Annotated in this window: 16 protein-coding genes; 7 read left to right on the forward strand and 9 right to left on the reverse strand. The window is 68.3% G+C overall.

The window, feature by feature from the left end; translation table 11 throughout:
- Positions 1-47: 47 nt before the first annotated feature.
- Both hpdC and hpdB read right to left on the reverse strand, forming a co-directional pair.
- Entirely contained in the window at positions 48-320 is a 273-nt protein-coding gene (gene hpdC / locus RAH40_RS09500; protein ID WP_306601865.1) for a 4-hydroxyphenylacetate decarboxylase small subunit, read from the reverse strand.
- Positions 321-322: 2 nt separating this feature from the next.
- A complete protein-coding gene (hpdB, locus tag RAH40_RS09505) occupies positions 323-3,037 on the reverse strand; it encodes a 4-hydroxyphenylacetate decarboxylase large subunit (protein ID WP_306601866.1) in 2,715 nt (904 codons plus the stop codon).
- Positions 3,038-3,459: 422 nt separating this feature from the next.
- Here hpdB and RAH40_RS09510 point away from each other — a divergent pair, with 422 nt between their 5' ends.
- From RAH40_RS09510 to RAH40_RS09520, 3 genes are read left to right on the forward strand one after another with little or no spacing between them, the layout of a single operon-like run.
- On the forward strand, positions 3,460-4,149 hold the full coding sequence (locus RAH40_RS09510; protein WP_306601867.1) for a tetratricopeptide repeat protein: 690 nt from the start codon (positions 3,460-3,462) through the stop codon (positions 4,147-4,149).
- Entirely contained in the window at positions 4,136-4,708 is a 573-nt protein-coding gene (locus RAH40_RS09515) for a DUF4125 family protein (protein ID WP_306601868.1), read from the forward strand. Before RAH40_RS09510 ends, RAH40_RS09515 begins: the two co-directional genes overlap by 14 nt.
- Positions 4,696-5,568: a DUF4037 domain-containing protein gene (locus RAH40_RS09520; RefSeq protein WP_306601869.1), complete on the forward strand. Its 873-nt coding sequence runs from the start codon at positions 4,696-4,698 to the stop codon at positions 5,566-5,568. Before RAH40_RS09515 ends, RAH40_RS09520 begins: the two co-directional genes overlap by 13 nt.
- A gap of 126 nt (positions 5,569-5,694) precedes the next feature.
- Here the strand turns inward: RAH40_RS09520 and RAH40_RS09525 are convergent, their stop codons facing one another.
- From RAH40_RS09525 to purM, 3 genes are all read right to left on the reverse strand, one after another.
- Positions 5,695-7,302, reverse strand: coding sequence for an ABC-F family ATP-binding cassette domain-containing protein (locus tag RAH40_RS09525; RefSeq protein ID WP_306601870.1), 1,608 nt, complete (start codon positions 7,300-7,302; stop codon positions 5,695-5,697).
- A gap of 65 nt (positions 7,303-7,367) precedes the next feature.
- Entirely contained in the window at positions 7,368-8,408 is a 1,041-nt protein-coding gene (locus RAH40_RS09530) for an acyltransferase (RefSeq protein ID WP_306601871.1), read from the reverse strand.
- 19 nt (positions 8,409-8,427) lie between these two features.
- Complete coding sequence (gene purM, locus RAH40_RS09535) at positions 8,428-9,465, reverse strand: phosphoribosylformylglycinamidine cyclo-ligase (protein WP_306601872.1); 1,038 nt, start codon at positions 9,463-9,465, stop codon at positions 8,428-8,430.
- Between the two features lie 92 nt (positions 9,466-9,557).
- On the opposite strand from purM, the gene RAH40_RS09540 reads away from it, so the two are divergent.
- The 3 genes from RAH40_RS09540 to RAH40_RS09550 all read left to right on the forward strand — a co-directional run bounded on the left by RAH40_RS09540 (position 9,558) and on the right by RAH40_RS09550 (position 11,375).
- Positions 9,558-10,145, forward strand: a complete 588-nt coding sequence (locus RAH40_RS09540; protein WP_306601873.1) for a hypothetical protein — start codon at positions 9,558-9,560, stop codon at positions 10,143-10,145.
- 31 nt (positions 10,146-10,176) lie between these two features.
- A complete protein-coding gene (gene folE / locus RAH40_RS09545) occupies positions 10,177-10,722 on the forward strand; it encodes a GTP cyclohydrolase I (RefSeq protein ID WP_306601874.1) in 546 nt (181 codons plus the stop codon).
- 74 nt (positions 10,723-10,796) lie between these two features.
- Positions 10,797-11,375, forward strand: a complete 579-nt coding sequence (locus RAH40_RS09550; RefSeq protein ID WP_306601875.1) for a superoxide dismutase — start codon at positions 10,797-10,799, stop codon at positions 11,373-11,375.
- Between the two features lie 57 nt (positions 11,376-11,432).
- On the opposite strand, the gene RAH40_RS09555 is transcribed toward RAH40_RS09550, so the two are convergent.
- From RAH40_RS09555 to RAH40_RS09570, 4 genes are read right to left on the reverse strand one after another with little or no spacing between them, the layout of a single operon-like run.
- A complete protein-coding gene (locus tag RAH40_RS09555; protein WP_306601876.1) occupies positions 11,433-12,383 on the reverse strand; it encodes a YheT family hydrolase in 951 nt (316 codons plus the stop codon).
- Positions 12,383-12,958 (reverse strand): UbiX family flavin prenyltransferase, encoded by a 576-nt coding sequence (locus RAH40_RS09560; RefSeq protein ID WP_306601877.1) that lies wholly within the window; start codon positions 12,956-12,958, stop codon positions 12,383-12,385. The genes RAH40_RS09555 and RAH40_RS09560 overlap by 1 nt, the downstream gene beginning before the upstream one ends.
- A gap of 14 nt (positions 12,959-12,972) precedes the next feature.
- Complete coding sequence (locus RAH40_RS09565) at positions 12,973-15,561, reverse strand: M14 family zinc carboxypeptidase (RefSeq protein ID WP_306601878.1); 2,589 nt, start codon at positions 15,559-15,561, stop codon at positions 12,973-12,975.
- An 11-nt stretch (positions 15,562-15,572) separates the two neighbouring features.
- Positions 15,573-16,991: a YfcC family protein gene (locus RAH40_RS09570; RefSeq protein ID WP_306601879.1), complete on the reverse strand. Its 1,419-nt coding sequence runs from the start codon at positions 16,989-16,991 to the stop codon at positions 15,573-15,575.
- Between the two features lie 392 nt (positions 16,992-17,383).
- Here RAH40_RS09570 and RAH40_RS09575 point away from each other — a divergent pair, with 392 nt between their 5' ends.
- Positions 17,384-17,638 carry a hypothetical protein gene (locus RAH40_RS09575; protein WP_306601880.1) on the forward strand — a complete coding sequence of 85 codons (255 nt, stop codon included), beginning with the start codon at positions 17,384-17,386 and terminating at the stop codon, positions 17,636-17,638.
- Positions 17,639-17,659 lie beyond the last annotated feature (21 nt).

Genomic DNA, 17,659 nt, shown 5'->3' on the forward strand with positions numbered 1-17,659 from the left:
CGCGAGGTTCCGCGGAGGCCAGGAAGGTTCTGGAGGGGCGCCTGGGTTCAGTGGGACTGGTACATCTCACAGGTCGTGGCGACCATGTCGGGATAGGCGAAGAACTTCGGGTCCATCTTGGAGGCCCCGCACACGCCCATCTCGATGACGTCCTTGGTGGCGGAGAACTGCTTGCAGCCGGAGCACTTCCTCAGCGGGGCGCAGTTCTCGCACTGTTCGGTGTCGGCCAGGACGATGTTCTTCGTCAGGTGGCAGATGCCCTTCGACACGTCGATGGCGGCGAAGTTCTGGCAGTCGCGGTGGTTGAGTTTGGTCGTCATGTTCAGATCCCTTCGTATTCGGTGCGGGCGATGAGTTCATCCTGGACGGGCTTGCCGATCTCGACCCAGTACTGGGTGAATCCGGCGACGCGCACCATCAGGTCGCGGTAGTTCTGGGGGTTGGCCTGGGCGTCCTTGAGCACCTTGGTGTCCACGACGTTGAACTGGATGTGGAAACCGCCCTTGCGCATGTAGGCCTGGCAGAGGTCCAGGAGCTTGCGGGAGCCGCTGGGGCCCTGGATCGCGCTGGGGTGGATCTTGATGTTGAGCTGGGAGTTCTGGCTCATGGTGTGGTCCCAGATCGCCGCGGAGTTCAGCAGGGCATAGACGCCGTTGCGGTCGGTGCCGGGGAAGGCGGAGAGGGAGGCGTCGGCGAAGGTCGTGCCGGCGAGGCGCCCGTCCATGGAGGCGATGGTGGCCGACCCCATGGCCCCGTGCGTGGACACGGAGATCTGGCAAGGATACATCTTGTGGGCGAACAGCGACTCGTAGTTGGAGCAGTCGGGGCAGAAGAAGTTCTCCCATTCGAGCAGGATCTCGTCGGCGAAGGCTTCGTCGTTGCCGTACTTGGGAGCCTGCAGGCACATGAAGTGCAGCTTGTCCCAGGCGCTGGGTCCGTCCTCGCGCTTCTCCTGGTCGGACAGGGAGAAGGAGTTCACTTCCTTGGCGGTCTTGAAGCCGAAGTTGTCCTTGACGGCCTTCTTCAGGTCCTCGAGGGTGACGGACTTGTCGACGTAGACCAGCTTCTTGATGGCGGCCAGGGAGTTGACGGCGGTGATGGTGCCGGCGCTCTCGACGTTGTAGGTGGCGTTGTAGCGGTAGCCCTTCTCGTCGATGAGGTGGCCGGTGTCAATGCAATCGGGCTTCATGAGCGAGTTGATGACCGCCATGTTGTTCTTGCGCCAGATGTCGTGCTGGACGTTGTTGGTCAGGGCCAGGACGTCCACGGCCTTCTGCCAGTAGAGCTTGAACTGGTCCCAGAGCTCGTCGTACGTGGTGAACGTGCGGTTGTGCGGCTCGAAGACCTTCTGGCCGGTGCGCTGATCCACGCCGTTCCAGAGGACGGCTTCCAGGATCTTGGGCATGGCCAGGAAGTGCACGCCGACGGAGGTGGGCTGGCCGGCGCCGCCGGGAATGAAGTATTCCTTCCCGTTCAGGTGCAGGGGCTTCCAGCAGCAGGCGGAGGACTCGAGGCAGCCGCCGATGGCCCAGGCGCGGGCTTCTTCGGGGGTCATGCCCTCGGCGCCGTACTGGTTCATCATGAAGGTCATGGCGCTCTGGTTGTTCATGAACGCGGGATAGCCGACGCCCGTCTTGATGGTCTCCATGGCCAGCAGGAGGAAGTCCTCGGGGAGCTTCTCGTCGTAGAGCAGCGCCAGGGTGGGCTGAGGCATGGCGTTGGTGAGGCCGGCTTCCAGCAGCAGGTATTCCAGGCGGTTGCAGGCGTGCTTGCCTTCCTTGGTGAGGCCGCCGATGCTGACGGTGTTGAAGGTGTTGCCGGAGAGCACGCCACCCACGACGCCCGCGGAGGCGAAGCAGTCGATGGAGGAGATGCTCAGGCGGTAGAGCTCCAGGAGCTCCATGACCTCGTCCTCGGAGATGCGGCCGACGGCGATGTCCTGCTCGAAGTAGGGATAGAGCACCTGCCCGATGCGTCCGGGGGACATGCCGGAGATGGCGTCTTCGTTCAGCACGGCCAGGTGGAAGGTGAGGATCATCTGGATGGCGTCGCGGAAGTCGCGGGGCTTGCCGTGGGCCAGGTACTCGAGGCGCTCGGCGATCTGGTTGTACTCGCGCTTCTGGACGGCGTTCTTCTCCAGCCCTTCCAGGCGGCGGGCTTCCTTGGCGTAGTTGCTGATCCAGGTGCTGATGCCTTCCAGGACGAGGATGATGGCTTCGTAGTTGAAGAGGCGGTTGGTGCCCTTGATGCCGTCGCCGTCGGCGCGGCCGGCCACCTTGTCCTTGAGTTCACGGGCGATGGCGAGGAGGCCGTCGATGCCGTACTCGAGGGGGTAGTAGTAGTTGATGACTTCCCGGCCCTGGGGCAGGGTGTAGCCGGAATCGAACATGCAGAAGATGTTCCGCATGAGGGCTTCCTTCACTTCGTAGTCGGGGACCATCTGCTCGTACTTGTGGCCCAGGTCGTCGACGGACTTGCCGACCCACTTCTTGGCCAGGTTCAGGAGGCCGGGGACCTCTTCCTGGCGCATGCCGAACTTGCCGGCCAGGGACACGACCTTGCCGAAGCTCTTGGTGACGTTGCCGCCGCCCGTGCCGAACTTGGAGTGCTCGTCGGCCGAGGCCGAACCGCGCTTGAGGGCGTCCTGGTAGAGCTCGTCCTCCTTGGCCATGTAGTAGCCCTCGGACAGCCAGGGCATAGGGAAGGACCCGCGGAAGAAGGGGGCCTTGTGCATGACCAGCAGCTCGCCGGGGTAGATGACCGGGGTCAGGTGGCTGAAGGCGGTCTTCAGGGCCTGGGCGCGGCGGATGACCGGGATCTCCGAATCCAGGGAGAAGTACTCCCGGGAATACCAGTAGGGGAACTCGTTGTTGGCCGAGGACAGGGTCTGCATGAAGATGTCCTTGAGGGCCTTCACGCGGGCGTGGGGCTCCTTGACGACTTCCCGGTCCGTGAGGTTCGCCGGGGAATGGCCGCCCGACTCGAAATCCATGGGAATGCCGGCTTCGACCAGCACCTCTTTGAGTTTTTTGGGCATCAGATGCCTCCATAGTGGTGGATGTGTGATTGGCCGGCGATTCGGCCGGAAAAGCATGGGAGTCGGACAACCCAGGTATGCAAACCTGGTGCCAACCCGAACCCGATGTTTTCTATTTGATGAAATATATGATAGTTAGGTATTCAGGAAACGGTCTCCGGACGGAATCCGCGGTGGCGGTTTGGGAATGTGTAACGAATTTTGAGCCCAAGGATTTTATTTGGGACAAAATCAGCCTTCGGCCAAAATCGGAATTTTCTCGTCAAAATGCATGTAACAAAAGGCTTATCCTAAATTTTGAGATCCGCCATGAGATGAACGTTTCAAAAGCTGACGCACATGTCAGCAATTATTACACTCGATTTTAGTGCAATGCCTGCATTCCATGACCAATATAGTATCTGTTCCGGCAAGGCAGACCCATGTCCCAGACCGAAAATTCCGCCCCGCCCCCGCGTTACGCCGAAGGCCTGCTCCGCTACAAGCATGGCGACCGGGAGGGGGCCCTCGCCTTCTTCGCGGACCTCGCCCTTTCCCTTCCCGGCGACGCCCAGGCCCACTACCTCCACGGGCTCATCCTGTTCAGGCTGGCGCGGTTCGCCGAGGCCCAGGCGCCCCTGCGGCGGTCCGCGGACCTCTTCCCCGGGGAGGACGCCCTCATCAAGCTGGCCATGGCCCAGGGCCAGACCGGGAACATGCAGGCCTGCCTGGCGACCCTGGAGGAAGCCGCGCGCCGGCTTCCCGGGTCCGCCGAGGTTCGCGCCTTCCTGGGCACCACCCTGCGCTCCCTGGACCGGCTGGAGGAGGCCCTGGAGGCCTACGACGCCGCCCTGGCGAGGAACCCCGACCATGTGCCGGCCCTGTGGGGCCTGGGCCTGGCCCTGGGCATGCGGGACCGCCACGCCGAAGGCATGGCTGTGCTGCGCCGGGCCATCGCGCTGGACCCCGCCTTCCCTCCCCCCCACTTCCACCTCGGAGTCCTGGCCTGGGCAGCCGGCGACCCCGGGGAAACCCGCCGGCAGGAGACTCTGCTCCGGACGCTGGCCCCCAGCTACGCCGACCGCCTGGCCCAGATCATGACCCCCGAAAGGACGCCCCATGAAGCCGTCTGACCTCGTCACCGAACCCCAGATCCAGCGCATCATCGACCTGGAGTGGCCCATGTTCCACAGCGTGAAGGCGAGCGAACCCGCCGCCTGCCAGGAGGAGGAGGGCACCTTCCGCCTCATGCGCTGGATGAGCCACTCCGTGCTCCCCCCCGAGGTCCTGGACCCCATGGAAGCCCAGCTGGTGGAGGCCACCGCCCAGGGCCGGAACCTGATGACCGAGAAGTACGCCCGCATGGCCGGCCAGATCCCGCCCCTCAGGGACACGCCCCTCATCGGCGAGATCGTGGCCGTGGAGGCGGACTGGATGCTGGCCGTGAACCGGCGCTACCCCCTGACCTTCACGGGGCGCGGCGACCAGTTCAGCACCTACATGGCCGCGGACCTGGAGACCTATTCGGACGCGACCCTGCTCCAGTACCACGCCTTCATGCGTTCGGCCCAGGCCGAGGGGCGCAACCTCGTGGAGGAGCGGTACACGAACCTCTTCCAGCGCATGGGCTGGAGGGACATCGAGGCCAGCGAGGCGCAGACCCGCATGCAGAAGTTCAAGTGCTGCCAGTAGGCCTCGGGCTCTCCCGGCGCCTCTTCGAACGCGAGGTGGCGCCCCGGCTGGGGGGCCTCCCCGCGGCCGCGGGCCTGGTGGGGGAGGGTTCGGACTGCTTCGGCTTCGACGACGAGGTGTCCCGGGACCACGACTGGGGCCCCGCGGTGTGCCTCTGGTTCCGCCGCGGCGATCCCGCGGCCCCCCTGGAGGCGGTCCTCGCGGACCTGCCGCCGGTCTTCGAGGGGTACCCGGTGCGCGCCACCCCGGGGCGCACCGGCGTCCTGGAGGCGGGCGCCTTCTACCGCCGCTTCACGGGCCTGGAACGCCCCCCGGAGACCGCCGCGGAGTGGCTGGCCATCCCCGAGCACGCCCTGGCGGCCTGCACCAACGGCGAGGTCTTCGCGGACCGCTGCGGGGCCTTCACGGCCCACCGGCAGCGCCTCCTGGACCACTACCCGGAACCGGTGCGCCTCCACAAGCTGGCCGCGTGCCTGGAGGCGGCGGCCCAGGCCGGGCAGTACAACCTGCCCCGGGCCCTGCGCCGCGGCGACGTGGTGGCCGCCGCCCTGGCCCAGGCCGCCTTCCTGCGCCACGCCATGGGCGCGGCCTACCTCCTGGCGCGCCGCTACCGGCCCTTCTCCAAGTGGATGTTCCGGGCCCTCCCGGATCCCGCCCTGGCCGCGGAACTGGAGGGGCTGGCGCGGGCGGGGACGCCAGGGGAGCGCGTCGACCGCGCGGAAGCGGCGTCGGCGATCCTCGTCCAGGCTCTGGGCGGCCTCACCGGGAGCCGGGATACGTTCCTCCTGGCCCACGCCCGGGAACTCCGCCAGGGCCTGCCTGGCGAGCTGATGTCGATGAACCCGAATGTGGATGGCTAGGCAAACCAAGAGAAAGGCCCGGCCAGGCCTTATCCTGCCCTTTCCCCTCAATCGGATTCATGGGATGGACGGGGATCTTCCTGCCCTTAACAACCCCCTTCTTCCCGAGTCCGGGAAACCCCGGGGCTACCGGCTCGCCAGGAACTCGGCATAGGACCCCTGGAAGTCCTCGATCCCCGCTTCCGTGACCGACCACACCCGCGTCGCCACATCGTGGAGCAGCCCTTCGTCGTGGGTGACCAGCAGCAGGGTGCCGGGGTAGTCCTTCAGCGCCGAGTTGAGGGCGATGACGGCCTCCAGGTCCAGGTGGTTGGTGGGTTCGTCCAGCACCAGGAAATTGGGCTTCTGGAGCATGAGCTTGCAGAACATCAGCCGGCAGGCCTCGCCGCCGGAGAGGACCCCGGTGTCCTTCAGGCCCTCGTCCCCCGTGAACAGCATCTGCCCCAGCACCTTCCGGATGGTCTCCAGCGAGGCCTCGGGATCGAACTGCCGCAGCCAGTCCACCAGCGTGTGGCCGGCGGGGATGGATTCGCGGAAGTCCTGGGCGAAGTAGCCGACGTCCACGCCGTGGCCCCACTTCACATCCCCGGAATCGAGGCCACGATCCGCCTCCGTGACGCCGGGGGCGCCTTCCAGCAGGGCCTTGAGCAGGGTCGACTTGCCCGAGCCGTTCCGGCCCGCCAGGGCGATCTTCTCGCCCCGGGCGACGGCGGCGGTGAACGAGCGCACCACCTCGATGCGGCCGTCCTCGCCGTCGTAGCCCTTGCAGACGCCCTCCAGGGCCAGGGGATGCCTGCCGCCGGGCACCTCCGCGCCGAACCGGAGGTGGGGCCGCTGGATGTTGGTGGAGGCCAGGTCGTCCAGGGCCAGGCGCTCCACTTCCTTGCGCCGGGAGTTCACCTGGCTGGAGCGGGTGCCGGCCCCGAAGCGCTGGATGAAACCCTCCAGCTGGCCGATCTTCTTCTCCCGCTGCTCGTTCTCGGATTCCTTCCGGGTGCGCACTTCCAGCTTCTGGGTGACCATGTCGTCGTAGCCGCCTGTGTACTGGGTGATGGTCTGGTAGTCGATGTCGGCGATGCGGTTGCAGACGGCGTTCAGGAAATGGCGGTCGTGGGAGATGACGATGACCGTGCCCTTGAACCGGGCCAGGAACCCCTCCAGCCAGTGGATGGACTCCAGGTCCAGGTGGTTGGTGGGTTCGTCCAGGAGCAGGGCCCCGGGATTGCCGAACAGCGCCTGGGCCAGCAGGACCCGGACCTTCTGGCCGCCCTGGACCTCGCCCATGGCGCGCTCGTGGAGCTGCTCCGGCACGCCCAGCCCCTCCAGCAGGATGGCCGCGTCGCCCTCGGCGGTGTAGCCGTCCTCGTCGGCGACGATGCCTTCCAGGACGCCAAGGCGCATGCCGTCGGCGTCGGTGATCCCGGCCTTGGAATAGATCAGGTCCCGCTCGTGGAGCGCGTCCCACAGGACCTTGTTGCCCATGATGACGGTATCCACCACCCGGTACCGGTCGAAGGCGAACTGGTCCTGGGCCAGCACGCCCATGTTCCCGGGCCGCTGGATGGTGCCGGCCGACGCCTCGATCTCGCCCGTGAAGACCTTCATCAGGGTGGACTTGCCGCTGCCGTTGGGACCGGTGAGGCCGTAGCGCCGCCCCTTCTGGAAGGTGGTGGTGACGTTCTCGAACAGGATCCTGGCGCCGAAGCGCATCGTCACATTCTGTACTGCAAGCATCCAGGTCCCCGCAAACCTATGATTATAGCGGAAACATGTAAAAAATCGAGGGTTATTCCTGCGGCCTAGGTACGGGACAGCCTCCGGCCAAGTCCCATCATCGGCTTCTCGATGAAGCGGAAGGTCAGCGCGGAGAGCCCGATGGTCAGCGCCAGCCCCAGGAAGAACCCCGTCCAGGGCCCCAGGCCCCCGGGCACGGCGTGCAGGAGTCCCTCCTGCACCAGGGGGTGGAGCAGGTACACCGAGTAGCTCACCTCGCCCAGGAACTTGCCGGCGGTCTTCACCAGGGAGTCGGGGAAGTCGTAGAACGCGAACACGGCCACCGCGGCGAAGCAGACGAGGCAGAAGTAGTAGCGGGGCCAGCCCACCATGATCTCGAAGTCGTCGTAGAAGTTCCGGTGCCGCAGGGTGAAGGCCAGCACCAGGGCGAGGCAGAGGCCCAGGAACTGGAGCGTGGTGAGGCGGCCCTTCCAGGCCAGCCGGGCCTGGGCGACGAGCCCGCCCATGAGGAAGAGGAAGGCGTGGTTGGCGACCTGGACGTAGGCGTGGAACTTCATGTCGCCGTCGAAGGAGGCCTGGGGGACGTAGGTGAAGGACCAGGGCGCCGACAGGGCCAGGAGGGCCAGGGTGCCCACCGCGAGGAAGGGCTTCCACCGCGCCGCGGCCCAGGCCAGGAGGGGGAAGGCCAGGTAGAAGACGTACTCCATGCCGATGGACCAGCCCCCGGTCACCAGGGAGTGGTTGGGGTGGATGAGCCCGAAGGTGAAGGTGCCGTTCTCCGCGACCATGCGCAGGGTGTGGCCGGGCCCCGCCTCGAGGCCGAAGACGAGGTTGGCGGCCACGGCCAGGTAGTAGAGCGGCGCGATGCGGAAGAACCGCTTCAGGTGGAAGTCCCGCAGCCCGCGCCCGGTGAGGACCTCCGCCCCGTACAGGTAGAAGAAGCAGAAGCCGCTGATGATGAAGAAGCCCTCCACGCCGTAGGCGCCCACCTTCTTGGTGGTGTAGGCGGCGAACTGGCCCGCGGGGAACACCGGATACCAGTTGGCGAAGTGGTAGATGGCCACCGCGAAGGCCATCAGCCCCCGGAAGATGTCCAGGGAGTCCACCCGGGCCTTGGACGTGGGCTCAGCGATAGGTCACCTTCCCGGTCCCCTGCGCCAGTTCGCCCAGGACCCACGGGGCCTCGCCGGCCTCGCGCAGGTCCTTCAGCACCTCCCCGGCGCCGGCCGCGGGGGCGATGAGCACCATGCCCACGCCCAGGTTGAACGAGCGCCGGGCGTCGTCCAGGGGCAGGCCCGCGCGTTCCATGAGGAACCGGAAGAGGGCCGGGACCTCCCAGCTGGACGTGTCGATGGCGGCGTCCAGGTGGGACGGGAGGACGCGGGGGAGGTTGTCCGTGAGGCCCCCGCCGGTGATGTGGGCCATGCCGACGAGCCGTTTCGCGCGCACCAGGGGGAGCACGGGCCGCAGGTAGCTGCGGTGCACGGCCAGGAGGGCCTGGGCCACGGTCTGGTCCGTGCCGGGGAGAAGGTCGTCCACCTTGAGCCCGGCCAGTTCGAAGCAGACCTTCCGGGCCAGGGAGTACCCGTTGGTGTGCAGGCCCGAGGAGCGCAGGCCGATGAGGACGTCCCCGGGGGCCATGGCGGAAAGGCGCGGCAGGAGCAGGGGCTCGTCCACCACGCCGACGATGGTCCCGGCCACGTCCACCTCGCCCTCCGCGTAGACCCCGGGCATCTCCGCCATCTCGCCGCCGATGAGGGCCAGGCCCCCCTCGGAGCAGGCCCCGGCCATGCCGCGGACGATCTGCTCGATGACCGCGGGCTCCAGGCGCTGGGCGGCCACGTAGTCCAGGAAGAAGAGGGGCCTTGCGCCCTGCACCAGGATGTCGTTGATGCAGTGGTTGACCAGGTCGGCGCCCACGGTGTCCCAGGTGCCGGCGAGGCGGGCCACCTTCATCTTGGTGCCCACGCCGTCCATGGAGCTGACCAGGATGGGGTCCCCCTCCTCGAACTTCGCGGAATAGAGGCCTCCGAAGAGGCCCAGGTCGCTGCGGACGCCGGGGGTCCGGGTGGCCTTCACGAGGGGCTTGATCCGGGCCAGGGCGTCGTCCTGGCGGTTGATGTCCACGCCGGAGGCGGCGTAGGTGACTTTGGTCTCGGGCATGGAACTCTCCAGGCTCCGATGATCCCACAAGAAAGGCCGGATTTGCCCTATCGGAACCGCCCCACCCTGCCGATAAGCAGACCAGGTGGACCATGACCATCGACGCGACCTCCGCACTCAGCACCTACAGCTACCAGTCGACCCTGGCCACGACGAGCCGGGCGAACGCGGTCTTCCAGGTCCTGGCCCAGGCCTATTCCAACGCCCAGGGCACCTCCTCCGACCCCCTCACGTCCCTGATCAGCCAGACCAACAACGCCCCCCTGGTCTCGGCGATCTATACCCAGGGCAAGGCCCTCCAGGCCGCCGGCACGGCCGACGCCGACACCACCGCCACCGGGCTCCTGGGCCTCAGCACCTCCCAGCTCGTCTCCGGCCTCTCCAGCACGACCAGCTCCTCCTCCCTGTCCGAGCTGTTCGGGGACAGCTCGGCGGGGCTCTCGGGATTCGGCCCGGCCACCGCCAGCGGCTCGGCCCTCGCCCTCCTGGCGGCCCAGGCCCAGAAGGCCTACGGCGGCGGGAACCTCACGGCGGACGCCGCGTCCCAGGCCGCCGCCAATGCCGCCGCGGCCGACAAGACCTCCGGAGCGGGCACGTCCACCAGCCAGACCTACCTGCTCCAGGCTTCGGCGGCCGCCCAGTTGGCCGCAATGAACAACACCTTCACCCTCCTGGCCTGATTGGTGGCACCCTGGACACCTGGAGGTGTCCATGGCGTTCGACACGGCGGGTGCGGCGGCGGCGGTGAGGGAGCTCCTGAAGGCCTTCGGGGCGGACCCGGCCTCGCCCGAACTGGCCGAGACGCCCCAGCGGGTGGCGGATTTCTGGGCGGAACGCCTCGGGGGCTACGCGCAGGATCCGGCCCTGGAGCTGCAGCCCCTCCCCGGGGACCTGGCCCCCTGCCCCGTGATCCTTGAGCGGGTGCCCTTCGTGAGCACCTGCGAACACCATCTGGCCCCCTTCGAGGGCTACGCCACCATCGGCTACCTCCCGGGGGAGGGCGGCACGGTGGGCCTCTCCAAGCTGGTCCGGGTCATCCAGGGCTTCGCCAACCGCCTCCAGGTGCAGGAGCGCCTCACCCACCAGATCGCCCGGGCCCTGGAGACCCACCTGCGGCCCGCCGCCTGGGGGGTGAAGCTGGTGGCGGTGCACACCTGCATGTCCCACCGGGGCCTCAAGACCCCCAATGTGCCCGTGACCACCGTGGTCCTGGGCGGCCAGTGGCTGGCCCACCCGCCGTCCAGTTTCAATTCTTAAGTAATTTGTTTTTCCGATCCCGACTTGTTTGGTAGGATATACGCGACGCACTCGCGCATGCTTCGGAGGCATACATGGCTTATGAACCCAAGAATTACGATCATCTCAAGGGCGGCGCCCTCAAAGGCTTCAGCGACAGCCAGCTGGACCAGCACTTCACCCTCTATAAGGGCTACATCGCCAAGCTGAACGAGATCGAGTCCAAGCTGGCCGAGGCCGACAACACCAAGCCCAACTACTCCTTCAACGAGTACACGGAGCTCAAGCGCCGCGAGGCCGTGGCCTTCAACGGCTCCTTCCTCCACGAGCTCTACTTCGAGAACCTGGGCGCCAACGGCTCCATCTCCCCCGAGCTCCAGAAGGCCCTGGACGCGCAGGGCGGCAAGGACAAGCTCGTCGCCGACCTCAAGGCCACCGCCCTGGGCGGCCCCGGCTGGGCCCTGCTCACCCGCAACCGCCGCGACGGCAAGCTCCACACCTACTTCGTCGCCGAGCACCACCTGGGCCTGCCCATCGAGCAGGACCTGCTCCTGGTGCTGGACAGCTGGGAGCACGCCTTCATGGTGGACTACGGCATCAAGCGCCCCGACTACATCAACGCCTTCAACGAGAACATCAACTGGGCCGAGGTTTCCAAGCGCTTCGCGAAGTAGGCCGCTCCGGTACCTGCGACGGGCCCCCACCGGGGGCCCGTCGCATGTGCGCGGAACTCAGGAACGGGCCGTGAGGCCGTCCAGGTAGTGGCCCACCGCGTAGTCCAGCCACCGGTGGCCCGGGAGGTTCCGCGTCACGTAGCCCATGTGCCCGCCGGTGGCCTCCACGTGCAGATGCACGGCCTCCGAGCGCGGCTGGACGAGGATGTCCCCGGCCGGTGCGAAGGGGTCGTCCAGGGAGGTGAGGATCACCGTGGGCACGTCGATCCCGGCCAGGTGGGGGCCGCAGGAGCAGAGCGCGTAGTAGGCCTCCCGCGTGGGGAAGCCGGCCTGGGGGGCCGTGTACGCCGCGTCGAAGGCGCGCAGCGTCCGCGCCGCGCGCGCGGCCTCGCCCCCTGGGCGCCCCGCCACCTCCCGGCGCAGGCGCCGGACGAAGTACTGGTCGTAGACCCGGTTGAAGCCCCGCCCCAGACGCACGGAGCAGGCCTCCAGATCCGCTGGGGGATTGACCGCGATGGCCCGGTCCGGCAGGTCCAGGTGCCGGTCCCGCCCGGCCAGGAGCAGGAGGATGTTGGCGCTGATGGAAAAGCCCACGGCCACCTGAAGCTGGCCCGGGAAGCGCCGGCGCCCCAGGCGCAGCACCGCCGCCATGTCCCCGGTGGCCCCGCTGTGGTAGGTCTGCCTGGCGAGCCCGGCGCCCTCGCCGGCGCCGCGGTGGTTGGCGGCCAGCACCGCGTGGCCCCGGGCGTGGAGCACGGCGGCGAGGCGGCGCATGTAGTGGCCGTCCACGCTCCCGCCCAGGCCGTGGAAGAGGTGCACCGCCACGCCGGAGGTGCCGTCCAGGGCCCGCAGCGCCAGGGCGTCCCCGTCGCCCAGGTCCAGGCGGAGGCGTTCCCAGGGCAGGTCGGCGGGCGGATTGGGGAGGAACTGGGCGGCGATGGTCTGCAGGTGGGCGCCCCTCGCCCACGGCGGAGGGACGCAGGCCAGCCCGGGCCGCGCACGTTCCATCAGCCGCCCCACCTGCGGGCGTCGGCCTCGGGCAGCCCCAGCTGGTCCAGGACCCGGGTGGCGAAGGCCTGGTACAGGTCGTCGAGCGACTCCGGCTTGTGGTAGAACCCCGGCATGACCGGCATCACCACGGCGCCGGCGTCATGGACGCGCAGCATGTTCTCCAGGTGGATGCGGTTGAGCGGCGTCTCCCGGAGGCACAGCACCACGGGGCGGCGCTCCTTGAGGCACACGTCGGCCGCGCGCGTGACCAGGCCGTCGCTCACCCCCGAGGCGATGCGCCCCAGGGTCCCCGCGCTGCAGGGGACGATGGCCATGCCGTCCTGGCGGTGGCTGCCGCTGGCGATGTCGGCGCCCACGTTGCGCTCGTCCAGGTGGCGCAGCTTGGGGGAGAGCGCCACGACATCCTCCGCGCGCAGCCCGCATTCGTCCAGCAGGCAGCGGCGCCCGGTGGGCGAGAGCAGGAGGGACACCTGCGCCACCCGAGGGTTCGCCGCCAGGCGCCGGGCCACGGCCACGCCGAAGGCCGCGCCGGTGGCGCCGGTGATGGCGAGGATGATGCGCCGATTCTCCATGGCCTACAGGATACCTAGTCCTCGTCGTCCTGGGGCGCGTAGGCCCCGAAGAACAGCGCGTTGTAGAAGGCACGGGTGGTCAGGGGCGCGCAGCCGCGGTGCACGGGGTCCCCGGAGAAGAGGATGACCGCGCCCCGGCCCTTGTGCTCCCTCAGCGCGTAGGCGGAGTTGCGCACCTTGGCCTCCAGCTTCGGGGGCAGGAGGCCTGAGAGGTTCAGGTCGCCCGTGCCGAAGCGCAGGGGGTTCTCCCCGCCGGGGCTCAGCTCCAGCACCGGATCGCTGGAGTCCAGCACGGCGCCCTCGGCGGCGTTGAGGCCCCAGCCCAGGGGATGGGTTCCGTCGATGTCGGCCTTGAGCATGGCGCCGGGGATGGATTCCTGCAGGCCCTGGTCCTCGCGCTGGGCCCAGGTCAGGGTGCGCTCGGGCAGGGGCGGGGCGGCGGCCTCGCGCTTGGGATCCTTCTCCTTGAGGCGGGCCTCCTCGTCCCTGCGGGCCAGGAAGCTCACGCCGGCCTCGCTCACGCCGGAGCGCGCCGCGAAGGCGCTGCCGCCCTGCATGGCCACCAGCACCCCGCCGTCCATGGCGTAGGCCTTGAGCCGGGCCGCGCCCGCGGGTCCCAGCGCGGCCTGCCACTTGGCGCCCAGGCCGTTGTCGTCGGGGAGGATGAGGTGGCTGTAGCGGCGCAGGTCGGCCTGGGCCAGCCGGCCCGCGCGCAGCTGGGTGAAGGGGATGCCGGCCTCGAGCAGGGCCTGCATCACGGCGCCCACCGCGGTGGGGTCGGCGGGGGCGTCCATGACCAGGCCCACCCGGGGCGCCCGCAGCGCCAGGGACTTCACGGAGCCCAGGTCGGGCCCCGAAGCCACCGCGCTGGAATCCACGGCGGTGACGACCCCCGGAGCCTGGGCGGCCAGGTCCCTTGCGCGGGCCTCGAGGCGGGCCGCGTCGTTGCGCAGCAGGGTGAAGATGGCGGTGCCCGCGGGGTAGGCGCGGGAGCCCGCCACGAAGGGCGCGGGGGCGGCGGAGCCCCGGAAGCCGTCCTTCAGGAGGCCTTCCAGGACCCGGTCCCGGCCCTCGGCGCCCGAGGACACCAGGTAGGCGTAGCCCGCCCGGGGCAGCGGCGCGTCGGCGGCGTCCCGCACCGGCTCGGTCCCCACTTTCGGCCGCACCGGGGCGCGCCAGGCGGGCACGTTGAAGGCCAGGGGAAGGCTCCAGGCCGTGGCGTCGTAGCTGGGCTTCGGGCCGAAGGCGGCCCGGCGCTCCAGGAGGGCCTCGGCGAGACCGCCCCGGGGCTGGTCCAGGGGCACCAGGTAGCTGCCCTGGGGAATCTGGGCCGGGACGGCTCCGGGCAGGACGGCCTCGAGACCCGCCGACGGCACCGCCCCGGTGGTGCGGACCACCTCGATGCCGTTGCGCTGCAGGAGGCGCACCAGGGCCAGGGTGCGCCCGGGATCGGCGCCGGGGCCCAGGAGGAAGGCGCCCTGGGCGCGCAGGCGCTCGCGGCGCATGCGGTGGTAATCCAGGAGCAGCTCCTCGCGCCGGGCGGCGGCCACCGCCACGGTGGCGAGGCTGGCCGTGACGTGCCGGCGCACGCGGGCCTCCAGGGTCAGGAGGTCCCCGTCCTTGCGCAGGTAGGCCAGGCCTCCAGGGCTGGGGCACTCGTAGGTCATGCCCACGGCCCCCTGGAAGCAGCCCCAGGAGTCGCCGTAGCCGGGGTAGAAGAGGTCGAAGATCTCCCGGGTGAAGTAGGCGAAGCCCTGGGCGTCGAAGGCCTTGCCGAGGGCCTCGCCGAAGGTCTTCTGCCACCCGCCGCCGAAGGGCGCGGGCAGCGCCTGGTGCACCGGCGCCATGCCGGGCGGGAAGAAGTAGTTGCCTTCGGGTTTCATCTCGTGGTGGTCCGCCAGCACCTGCGGGTTCCAGGACAGGAAGAGGGCGGTCTTGGCGCGGCTCTCCCCCTGGGTCTGCCAGACCCAGTCGCGGTTGAGGTCGAAGAGGCGGTGGTTGAAGCGGCCGGTGGGCCACCGGGCCTGGTTCTGGGCGTCCTGGGGATCGGAAGGGTTCTCCCCCTCGGTCACCTCGGCCACGGCCTGGAGGTGCCGGGCCCGGCCGTCGGGATTCTGCGTCACGTCCAGGAGGAGCACGGTCCGGCCGAGCTGCCCGAGCACCTCGGGATCCTGGCAGGCCGCGAAGTGGTAGGCCACAGCCAGCGCGGCCTCGGTGCCCGCGGGCTCGGCGCCGTGGATGGAGTAGCCCAGCCACACGAAGGCCGGGTTCCGCGCCGCCAGGGCCCTGCCCTCGGCCTCGGAGAGGGTCCGCGGGTCCGCCAGGCGCGCGTTGTCGGCCTTCAGGGCGTCGAGCCTGGCGAGGTTCTCCGGGCTGGAGATGGCCAGCAGCACCTGGGGCCTGCCCTCTTCGGTGACGTTGTAGGTGTAGACGCGAACCCGGTCCTTCGCCGAGGCGATGCCCGCCAGGGCCGCGGCCAGGGCCGCGTCCGGCGTGTAGGCGCGGCCCACCGCGGGCCGGGGCACTTCGGGCCGGTATGTCCTGCCCGGGTACGTGATCTGGGCCGCCAGCGGCAGGGCGACGAGGGCGGGCAGGATGCGCATGGGGCGGCTCTTCAGAAGGGGCCCCAGTGGAACAGGACCGGCGGGATCAGCAGGAGGAAACCCATCACCATGACGATTCCCAGGAGCGGGAGGAACCAGCCCGCCCACTTCTCCCAGGGTATCTTGGCCGCGCCCAGGACGCCCATGGTCACTGCCGAGGTGGGCAGGATGGGGTTCACGAACTCGCACAGCTGGAAGGCGTACACCGCCGTCTGGCGCGTGATCCCCACCAGGTCGGCCAGGGGGGCCATGATGGGCATGGTCAGCGCGGCCTGGGCCGTGCCGGAGTGGATGAAGAAGTTGATCACGGCCTGGATGAGGAACATGGTCTGGGGGATGACGGGCCGGGGCAGCACGGACATGAGGTTCTTGCTGTGGAAGAGCATGGTGTCCAGGATCCGCGCGTCCTGGGCGATGACCAGGAGGGCCCGGGCGCAGGCCACGATGAACACCACGCCCACCATGTCCCTGGCGCCGGCGACGAAGGACTGCGCGATGCGGGACCCGCCCATGCCCGAGGCCAGGCCCAGGACGATGCCCATGCCCAGGAACATGGCGGCCATGGCGTCCATGTCCCAGTTCCTGGCCATGATGCCGTAGACCAGGAGCACCAGAGCGGCCGCGAAGATCCCCAGCACCAGGAGGTGGCGGACGGTCCAGGGCTCCTCGGCCTCGGGATTGCGGTCCACGGGCCCCCGGGCCAGGTCCAGTTCGTACACGGGGCTCTTGGCAGGGTCCTTCTTGATCCTGCGGGCGTAGAGCATGACGTAGGCGGTGACCACGGCGGTGCCGACGAACCAGCTGAACACGCGGTAGCCCAGGCCGGAATTCACCGGCAGCCCCGCGAGCTTCTGGGCCACGCCCACGGTGAAGGGGTTGAAGAAGGCCGCGGCGAACCCGGCCGCCGCGCCCAGGAAGGGGATGCAGATGCCCACGATGGAGTCGTAGCCCAGGCTCCGGGCCAGGGGGATGAAGATGATGACGAAGGGGATCAGCTCCTCCGCCATGCCGAAGATGCTCCCGGCCAGGGAGAAGACCACCATGAGCACGGGGATCAGCAGGAACTCCAGGGTGGGCCGGGCCGCGATGGCCTTGGTGAGCTTCTTGATGCCGAACTCCACCGCGCCGGTGTCGTTGAGGACGTTGAAGGCCCCGCCGATCACCAGCAGGAAGGCGATGAGCAGCCCCCCGTCCAGGAACCCCCGGATGGGCGCCAGGAGGAGCATGGAGGCGCTCACGTAGATCTTGGGCACCAGCACGTGGTAGGTGGCGGGGTCGGGCACCATGCGCCCGTTCACGGCGACGCGGGTGAACTCCCCGGAAGGGATCAGCCAGGAAAGCACCAGGACCAGCAGCACCAAGGTTTCCACCACCACGAGGGTGTGGGGCATCTTCATCTTCTTCAGCGACTGCACCAGTCCGCCCTGCATGGGACCTCCGAACCAACCCGATTTGAAATTCTTTCCTCAGCGCCTCAGCGAACCCTCAGCGCCTCTGCGTTTATTTTTTTCAAGACCCTGCCTGCCCGCCAGTCCATTGCCCAATCGCCCAAGCTCAACCAAGAAAAGAATTAAACGCAGAAGCGCAGAGGTTTCGCTGAGACGCAGAGGGGAATGACCTCCATTTTGAATGATGGAAGTTTTTTTTCATTAACTATTTTTTATGAATATTTTTATTTTAAGAGGATCTCCTCCGGAATCCCCCGGGGATTGGCACCGATCTTGATAACCTGATATCAGGATGCACACCTCTCGATTGCATCTATCCTGGTTCATCCGGTCCACCCACCCGCACCCGGGTCGGCTTTCCCAACGGAGGCAACATGCGTAAATCCACCCTCTTCCTCGCCGCCGCAGTCCTCGCCCTGGCGATCCCCGCCCAGGCCAAGATGCCCTTCGTGGCCGCCGCCAAGGCCGCCGGCATCGACTCCGTCAAGAACTGCGCCTCCTGCCATGTCGGCGCCCCCAAGAAGGGTGGCGACCTGAACGAGATGGGCAAGTGGCTCATGACCCAGAAGGCCGCCAAGAAGGCCGCCGAAGTGGACGTCAAGTGGCTCAAGGATTACAAGGCCAAGTGATCAACTCACAAGCCTGACGAG

Source organism: Geothrix sp. 21YS21S-2, from assembly GCF_030846775.1.
In the GTDB taxonomy this organism is placed as follows: domain Bacteria; phylum Acidobacteriota; class Holophagae; order Holophagales; family Holophagaceae; genus Mesoterricola.

Excerpts from the sequence above, each read along its gene's own strand:
- hpdC (WP_306601865.1), bottom strand. The coding sequence starts at position 320 with ATGACGACCAAACTCAACCACCGCGACTGCCAGAACTTCGCCGCCATC.
- hpdB (WP_306601866.1), bottom strand. The coding sequence starts at position 3,037 with ATGCCCAAAAAACTCAAAGAGGTGCTGGTCGAAGCCGGCATTCCCATG.
- RAH40_RS09510 (WP_306601867.1), top strand. The coding sequence starts at position 3,460 with ATGTCCCAGACCGAAAATTCCGCCCCGCCCCCGCGTTACGCCGAAGGC.
- RAH40_RS09515 (WP_306601868.1), top strand. The coding sequence starts at position 4,136 with ATGAAGCCGTCTGACCTCGTCACCGAACCCCAGATCCAGCGCATCATC.
- RAH40_RS09525 (WP_306601870.1), bottom strand. The coding sequence starts at position 7,302 with ATGCTTGCAGTACAGAATGTGACGATGCGCTTCGGCGCCAGGATCCTG.
- purM (WP_306601872.1), bottom strand. The coding sequence starts at position 9,465 with ATGCCCGAGACCAAAGTCACCTACGCCGCCTCCGGCGTGGACATCAAC.
- RAH40_RS09540 (WP_306601873.1), top strand. The coding sequence starts at position 9,558 with ATGACCATCGACGCGACCTCCGCACTCAGCACCTACAGCTACCAGTCG.
- folE (WP_306601874.1), top strand. The coding sequence starts at position 10,177 with ATGGCGTTCGACACGGCGGGTGCGGCGGCGGCGGTGAGGGAGCTCCTG.
- RAH40_RS09550 (WP_306601875.1), top strand. The coding sequence starts at position 10,797 with ATGGCTTATGAACCCAAGAATTACGATCATCTCAAGGGCGGCGCCCTC.
- RAH40_RS09555 (WP_306601876.1), bottom strand. The coding sequence starts at position 12,383 with ATGGAACGTGCGCGGCCCGGGCTGGCCTGCGTCCCTCCGCCGTGGGCG.
- RAH40_RS09560 (WP_306601877.1), bottom strand. The coding sequence starts at position 12,958 with ATGGAGAATCGGCGCATCATCCTCGCCATCACCGGCGCCACCGGCGCG.
- RAH40_RS09565 (WP_306601878.1), bottom strand. The coding sequence starts at position 15,561 with ATGCGCATCCTGCCCGCCCTCGTCGCCCTGCCGCTGGCGGCCCAGATC.
- RAH40_RS09570 (WP_306601879.1), bottom strand. The coding sequence starts at position 16,991 with ATGCAGGGCGGACTGGTGCAGTCGCTGAAGAAGATGAAGATGCCCCAC.
- RAH40_RS09575 (WP_306601880.1), top strand. The coding sequence starts at position 17,384 with ATGCGTAAATCCACCCTCTTCCTCGCCGCCGCAGTCCTCGCCCTGGCG.